6 protein-coding genes are annotated in these 6,439 nt (G+C 71.3%); all 6 read left to right on the top strand.

Annotated elements, in window-relative coordinates:
* Positions 1 to 837, top strand: an 837-nt coding sequence (locus AC08ON_RS12455) for a UTP--glucose-1-phosphate uridylyltransferase (RefSeq protein ID WP_476617018.1), incomplete at its 5' end; no start/stop codon positions are given.
* 362 nt (positions 838 to 1,199) lie between these two features.
* A complete protein-coding gene (glp, locus tag AC08ON_RS12450) occupies positions 1,200 to 2,555 on the top strand; it encodes a molybdotransferase-like divisome protein Glp (protein ID WP_476617017.1) in 1,356 nt (451 codons plus the stop codon).
* Positions 2,552 to 3,055 (top strand): cyclic pyranopterin monophosphate synthase MoaC, encoded by a 504-nt coding sequence (gene moaC / locus AC08ON_RS12445; protein ID WP_476608075.1) that lies wholly within the window; start codon positions 2,552 to 2,554, stop codon positions 3,053 to 3,055. The genes glp and moaC overlap by 4 nt, the downstream gene beginning before the upstream one ends.
* Positions 3,052 to 3,636: a MogA/MoaB family molybdenum cofactor biosynthesis protein gene (locus AC08ON_RS12440; protein ID WP_476608076.1), complete on the top strand. Its 585-nt coding sequence runs from the start codon at positions 3,052 to 3,054 to the stop codon at positions 3,634 to 3,636. Before moaC ends, AC08ON_RS12440 begins: the two co-directional genes overlap by 4 nt.
* A 9-nt stretch (positions 3,637 to 3,645) precedes the next feature.
* Positions 3,646 to 4,278 carry a GNAT family N-acetyltransferase gene (locus tag AC08ON_RS12435; protein ID WP_011438406.1) on the top strand — a complete coding sequence of 211 codons (633 nt, stop codon included), beginning with the start codon at positions 3,646 to 3,648 and terminating at the stop codon, positions 4,276 to 4,278.
* 628 nt (positions 4,279 to 4,906) lie between these two features.
* Entirely contained in the window at positions 4,907 to 6,196 is a 1,290-nt protein-coding gene (locus AC08ON_RS12430) for a hypothetical protein (protein WP_476617016.1), read from the top strand.
* Positions 6,197 to 6,439 lie beyond the last annotated feature (243 nt).

Below are 6,439 nucleotides of genomic sequence, written 5' to 3'. Positions count from 1 at the left end.
GCCGGCCTGCGCGATGTCCTGCTTGTCACAAGCCGCACGAAAAAGGCGATCGAGGATCATTTCGATCGTGAGGCGGACATCGAGGTGGCCCTCGAACGGAAGGGTGACGATCTTCGTCTCCGTCGGGTCCGGGCGTCGGCGGAACTGGCCGAGGTCCACTCGGTCCGCCAGCAGTCGCCGCGTGGGCTCGGTCATGCCGTGCTCTGCGCGGCGGCGCACGTGGGAAACGAGCCGTTCGCCGTCCTCCTCGGTGACGATCTCATCGACGAGCGGGACCTGCTGCTCGAGGAGATGCTTGCCGTGCAGCGCCGCTTCGGGGGCAGCGTCATCGCCCTGATGGAGGTGCCCGAGGACCAGGTCTCCCTCTACGGCGTCGCCACGGTGGAGTCCGTCGGCACCAGTGCCGACACCGGCGGGGCCGACGACCGGTACGGGATCGTGCGGATCCGTGACCTGGTCGAGAAGCCACCGGTCGCGCAGGCCCCGAGCAATCTGGCGATCATCGGGCGGTACATCCTCTCGCCGACGATCTTCGACGTCCTGCGGCGGACCGAGCCGGGACGGGGCGGGGAGATCCAGCTCACCGACGCCCTGCGGATCCTGGCGCTACGGGCGGTCGAACCGGCCGGTGCCGCGGGGGACGCCGACACCGACACTGCCGCCGAGCCCGTCCACGGGGTGATCTTCACGGGTCGGCGGTACGACACCGGTGACCGGGTGGACTACCTGAAGGCTGTCATCCGGCTCGCATGCGAGCGCGCCGACCTTGGCCCCGAGCTGTACCCGTGGATCGAGGAGTATGTCGCGTCAGGTGGCCCGAAGGCAGCATTGTCCTAATTTATCCACATTGCTTAAATTTAATCCCCTTCATCGCCTGAGGGTGTCGGGATGTCCCGGCTTCTCTTCGGGTAGGCCTTGACGGCTCCAGTGACGACTCCGGCAAGGACCGGAACGCTCCCGGAACCGGCCAGCGCCCGGCGGTCGCGGCATGCCGTTCGGACTGGGAGGCCCGGACTGGGAGGCCCGGAGCGGACGCGCCCCGCCCCGACTGCTGGAGCTACCTGAAGGTAACTGCGGGTAATATCTGAAGGTAACTGCGGGTAAGAGGGATCCGGGCTTCGACGGCCGTAGCCTGGGTGATGCCGGACCCGGCGTGCGACGAGTGGTGCATCGAAGGGCAGAGAAATGGACGGGCGCCCATGACTTCGGTGGATGAACACCTCGAGCGGATCCTGGCTACGGTGCGGCCGACCCGCGCTCGGCAGGCCAGGCTGGACGAGGCGCACGGATGCGTGCTCGCCGCGGACGTCCGGGCGACGGTCGCGCTTCCCGGGTTCGACAACTCGGCCATGGACGGGTACGCCGTCCGGGCCGCCGACGTGGCCGAGGCGTCGGCGGCCACTCCCGTCTCCCTACCGGTCATCGGCGACGTCCCCGCGGGTCCGGGTTCGCCGGCCGCGCTGCTCCCCGGCGCCGCGGTACGCATCATGACCGGGGCCCCGCTGCCCTCGGGAGCGGATACGGTCGTCCAGCTCGAGTGGACCGACGGTGGCCGCCAGACCGTTGCGGTCCAGCGGGCGCCGCGCCGTGGCCTGCACATCCGCCGGACGGGGGAGGACGTCGCCCCGGGCGCCCTGGTGCTCCCCGCCGGGACGATCATCGGCTCCGCGCAGATCAGCCTGCTCGCTGCGGTCAACGTGGCCCGCCCGCCGGTGCATCCCCGGCCGCGGGTGGCGGTGCTGTCCACCGGGACCGAGCTTGTCGAGGTCGGTACACCGCTGGGCGCCGGGCAGATCGTCGATTCGAACAGCCATGGCATCGCCGCCGCGGCGCGGGAGGCCGGCGCGGTGGTACGCCGCCTGGCCGGGGTGCCCGACGAGCCGGACGCCTTCGCCGCCGCCCTGCACGGGGTGCTTCCCGACGTGGATGCCGTGGTGACGACCGGTGGCGTCAGCGTCGGGGCATATAACGTCGTCAAGGAGGTGCTCGCGCGGACCGGGACTGTCCGGTTCGATCGGGTCGCGATGCAGCCGGGCAAGCCGCAGGGTTTCGGCCTGGTCGACGGTGTGCCCGTCTTCACGTTGCCGGGGAACCCGGTCAGCGCCCTCATCTCGTTCGAGCTGTTCGTCCGCCCGGCCCTGCAACGGATGCGCGGTCTCGCCGGCACCGGGCTCCCGCGGATTGTCGTGACCGTCGGATCCGACCTGCGTTCCCCCCTCGGGACGAGGTCCTTCCCGAGGGTGGGGCTGGAGCGGAGCGGGGACGGTAGGCGCCTGGAACCCGCCACCGTCGCCCATCTGGCCGGCGGGCAGGGGTCACATCAGCTCACCTCGCTGGCGGGAGCGCAGGCGTTGCTGATCATCCCTGAGGAGGTTACCGAGGTGCCGGCGGGCAGCCGGCTGCCGGCGTTGTTGCTCCCGGACGTATCGGGGGCCATTCTCTCCGGCATGGCCTGGGCGGTTGCGGACACTGCGGACGTCGATGCGCCGGACCCGGTTTCCCCGGACCCGGCTTCCCCGGCCGTGACCCGGGCCGCCGGATCGGCGGCCCGGTGACCGCCGCCCGGCTCACCCACGTCGACGACCGCGGCGCGGCCCGCATGGTCGACGTGTCGGCGAAGGACGTCACTGCCCGTACCGCGACCGCCACCGGGATGCTGCGGGTCGTTCCCGAGGTTGTGGCGCTGCTGCGCGGGCAGGGGGTACCGAAGGGCGACGCCCTCGCAGTCGCCCGGGTCGCAGGGATCATGGGGGCCAAGCGCACGCCCGATCTCGTTCCGCTCTGCCATCCCATCGCGATCTCCGGCGTCACGGTCGAGCTGGACGTACGGGACGACGGTGTGGCGATCATGGCCACGGTCCGGACGGCGGACCGGACCGGCGTCGAGATGGAGGCGCTGACCGCCGTCGCCGTCGCCGGGCTTACGCTGCACGACATGGTCAAGGCGGTGGATCCCGCCGCGGAGCTGACCGGGGTGCGAGTGATCGCGAAGACCGGGGGGCGCTCCGGGGACTGGCATGCCGACCTCCCGCCGGACGCGGGGTCCGCGGAATGAGTGGCAGGCGCCACCTTCCCGCGGGTGCCCGGGCCCGGGTCATCACCGTCTCCGACCGGGCGTACCGAGGGATCTATGCCGACCGGTCGGGCCCGTTGCTCGTCGCCGGGCTCGTCGAGCTCGGTTTCGAGGTGGGCGCGGCGACGATCGTCCCGGACGGGCGGGATGAGATCGTCGCCGCGCTGCGGTCCGCCGTCGCCGACGGAGTGGACCTAGTGGTGAGCACTGGTGGCACCGGCCTCGGTCCCCGCGACGTCACCCCCGAGGCGACGCGCGAGGTGATTGAGCGGGCCGTGCCCGGACTCGCTGAGGCGCTGCGCGCGGCGGGTCGGGAGACCGTGCCGGCGGCGATGCTCTCCCGCGGGCTCGTCGGAACCGTCGCCGCCACCCTGGTGGTGAATCTGCCCGGCTCGACCGGTGGGGTACGCGACGGGCTGGGCGTGCTGGCCGGGGTGGTGGGTCATGCCGTCGCCCAGCTGCGCGGAGCCGACGACCACGGGCACCCGGCCGCGGGGTCCGCGGGCCTTGCCGCTGCCCCTGCCGTCGATGCCGCTGCTGTCGATGCCGTTGACGCCGGATAGGGCGCGACGGTGGGAGCTCCGGGTTGGCCGGCAGTCCTGACTGACGGACGGGTCCAGGTGCGGCCGCTTCGTCTGCGTGACGCCTCCACGTGGGTCGAGGTGCGGCTGCGCAACGCCGACTGGCTGGCGCCGTGGGAGGCGACCCCACCCGGAGTGATGATGGTCCGCGAGACCTGGGCGCAGCGCCAGACCCTCTCGATCTACCGTCAGATGTGGCACCGCCTGCGCCAGCAGGCCCGGCTCGGCGCCACGTTGCCGTTCGCGATCACCTTCGAGGGGCGGCTCGTCGGTCAGGTGACCGTGTCCACAATCGTGCGCGGGGCGTTCAACAGCGCTCAGGTCGGCTATTGGATCGATAGCGAGTACGCCGGTCGAGGCATCACGCCGACCGCGCTCGCGCTCGTCGTCGACCACTGTTTCGGGCCGGTCGGGCTGCACCGGGTGGAAGCGAATGTGCGCCCGGAGAACGCCGCGAGCCGGCGGGTGCTCGCGAAGCTCGGCTTCCGCGAGGAGGGGCTGCACCGGCACTTCCTCGCCATCGACGGCCGCTACCACGACCACATCGGATTCGCGCTGACGACCGAGGACGTCCCCGAGGGCCTGGTGCACCGCTGGCGGGAGACCCGGTACAGCCGGCCCTGAGCGGCCGCCGCGCCGCCTGACGGTGCCGCGCCTGACGGTGCCGCCGCGCCTGAAACCGATGCCTGGATCCATGGCTTGCGTGACACGTTCCACTCCGCCACCGGGACGGTGTCGGTTACCAGATGTAGTCCCTTCTCGTCACCGCCCGTCGTTCCGGATCTCAATCCGGTGACAAAGTGAAGGTCCTGACCGGATACCGATGCTCTATACGAGGGCTTCCATAGGTCATACGCGGTCCTGGTGGGGTGCCACGGTGCGTTTTGACGACCACGCATCCACCACCGACCATCCGGTTGCGGATGCGACACGCGGGCTCCGGGTCGGTGACCACGTGGATTTCGCTCACTAGCGTCGACTACGAAATCGCAATCGTTGGTGTCGAGAAGAGGCTCCTCATGGTCAGAGCGCCCGCACCCGCCGCGCTCGCCGCGGATGGTGCGCATCCAGTGGGTGGTGGGTGGGACGCGTTTCCCGCGGCGTTCCCTCCCCCCGATGACGGCGAACACCGCGGAGACCACATATCCCGCGAGATTGACAACGTAACCACAGGAGCGGGTGGGAGTATGGGGGCGGGCGGGATCATGGTGGTCGATGATGGGATCGACCAGGGTCGTGCAGGTGTGGTCCGATGAGCGCGTTGATCTGGGTGGCGATCGTCGCGGTCTGGGGATTCGTGCTGATCCCGATGTGGCTGCGCCGTCACGACACGACGGCGCAGCAGCGGTCCACCGAGCGTTTCACGGTTGCGATGCGGGTGCTCTCCCGACGGCCGCCCGGCCGGGGCGATGCCGTCGTCGATCGTTTCGGCGGCGATCATGGCGGCGTCTTCACCGTGGGAGGAACGGGAATGTCGCACGCGGAATTCTTCGATGGACCGGTTGACCTCGCGGAGCTCGGGGATTCGGTGTCCACCGAGCCGTCCCGGGAGGCCGGAGCCCCCGGCGGGCAGCCGGTCGTCCCCGGGATGCCCATCGCGGCCGGCACGCCGATCGTCGAGGACGCTTCGACCGGTGGCGCGTTGCTATCCGGTGGCGGGTCTGCTGGCGAGGATCCGGAGGGCGGGGGCTCGGAGGACGGCCGCCCACGGTGGTCGGGTGCGCACCCCGACGATCCGCGGGTGGATGTTCCTCCGCGCGGTCCCGAGCGTCGGGCGGACGCCGAGCGTGCCGCCCTGATGCGGGTGCGTCGGCAGCGCCTGCTCGTCCTGCTCGTCCTGCTTGCGGTGAGCATCGTGCTGGCCGCCGTCCTCGGCGGGCTGTGGATCGCCGGGCAGTTCCTCGTCGATGCCGTACTCGGCGCGTACCTCGTTCATCTTCGCCGGTCGGCGCAGACCGAGCGGCGGCTGGCCACCGCGCGTGCGGCGATAGACCGGCGGATCGAGGCCGAGCGGGCCGCCCGGCGCCGACGGCCCCCGATCGGGTCCTCCTTCGCCTACCGGCAGCGTCAGCCGGGACCGGACTCCCTGGAGAAGCGGGTTGGCCAGCAGCCGGTGGAGGAGCTCACCGACGAGGAGCTCGCGATCGCCTGCGCCGAGACGATCGACCTCGGCGCTCTGGCGGCTGGTCAGCCGGGCCTGGACGAGGGCGCGGAGGAGGACGATCTCGCCCGGTTCGCCGAGTACCCCGAGACGGGCTACGGCGAGACCGGTGTGGACGGTGTGGACGTGGCCTCGGCCCGGCCGGCCATCCGGTCCGCGCCCCGCGTGGGCACGCGCTCGACCACCTCACGCCCCGGCCGGGTACAGGTGAACCCCCCGGGGACGCACGGTGGGCTGGTGGCTCCCACCGGGATCATGCCCTCGGGTACGGCGACGCCGGCCGGGCCGACGGACGATGCGTCACCGGCGGGCGGGAACGTTGTGGGGGACACGTCCGGCGAACTCGACCCGCTGCTGCGACGGCACGCGGTGGGGAGCTGATCCGCGGGGCCGACGCTTGCGACCGCCCGGACCGGGGCACCGTCGGCTCCGGCGAGCGGAATCGGGAACAGGACGATGTGGATGGGCCGTCCGTTCGCCCGGGCGGTGAGAAGTCGATCGAGACTGGTCAGGTTCTCTACGATGACGGCACCGGCCCCACCCAGAATCCGGTGGGCCGCGAGACTGACATCCTGGCCCGGTCCGGGTGTCCGATCAACGCTGAGCGCATCGATACCGACCGTC

It is taken from the genome of Frankia sp. CoWAU3 (genome assembly GCF_977971855.1).
Note: the sequence above shows the minus strand (reverse complement) of the source record. Positions and strands in the feature narration are given on the sequence as shown.

Excerpts from the sequence above, each read along its gene's own strand:
- glp (WP_476617017.1), top strand. The coding sequence starts at position 1,200 with ATGACTTCGGTGGATGAACACCTCGAGCGGATCCTGGCTACGGTGCGG.
- AC08ON_RS12440 (WP_476608076.1), top strand. The coding sequence starts at position 3,052 with ATGAGTGGCAGGCGCCACCTTCCCGCGGGTGCCCGGGCCCGGGTCATC.
- AC08ON_RS12430 (WP_476617016.1), top strand. The coding sequence starts at position 4,907 with ATGAGCGCGTTGATCTGGGTGGCGATCGTCGCGGTCTGGGGATTCGTG.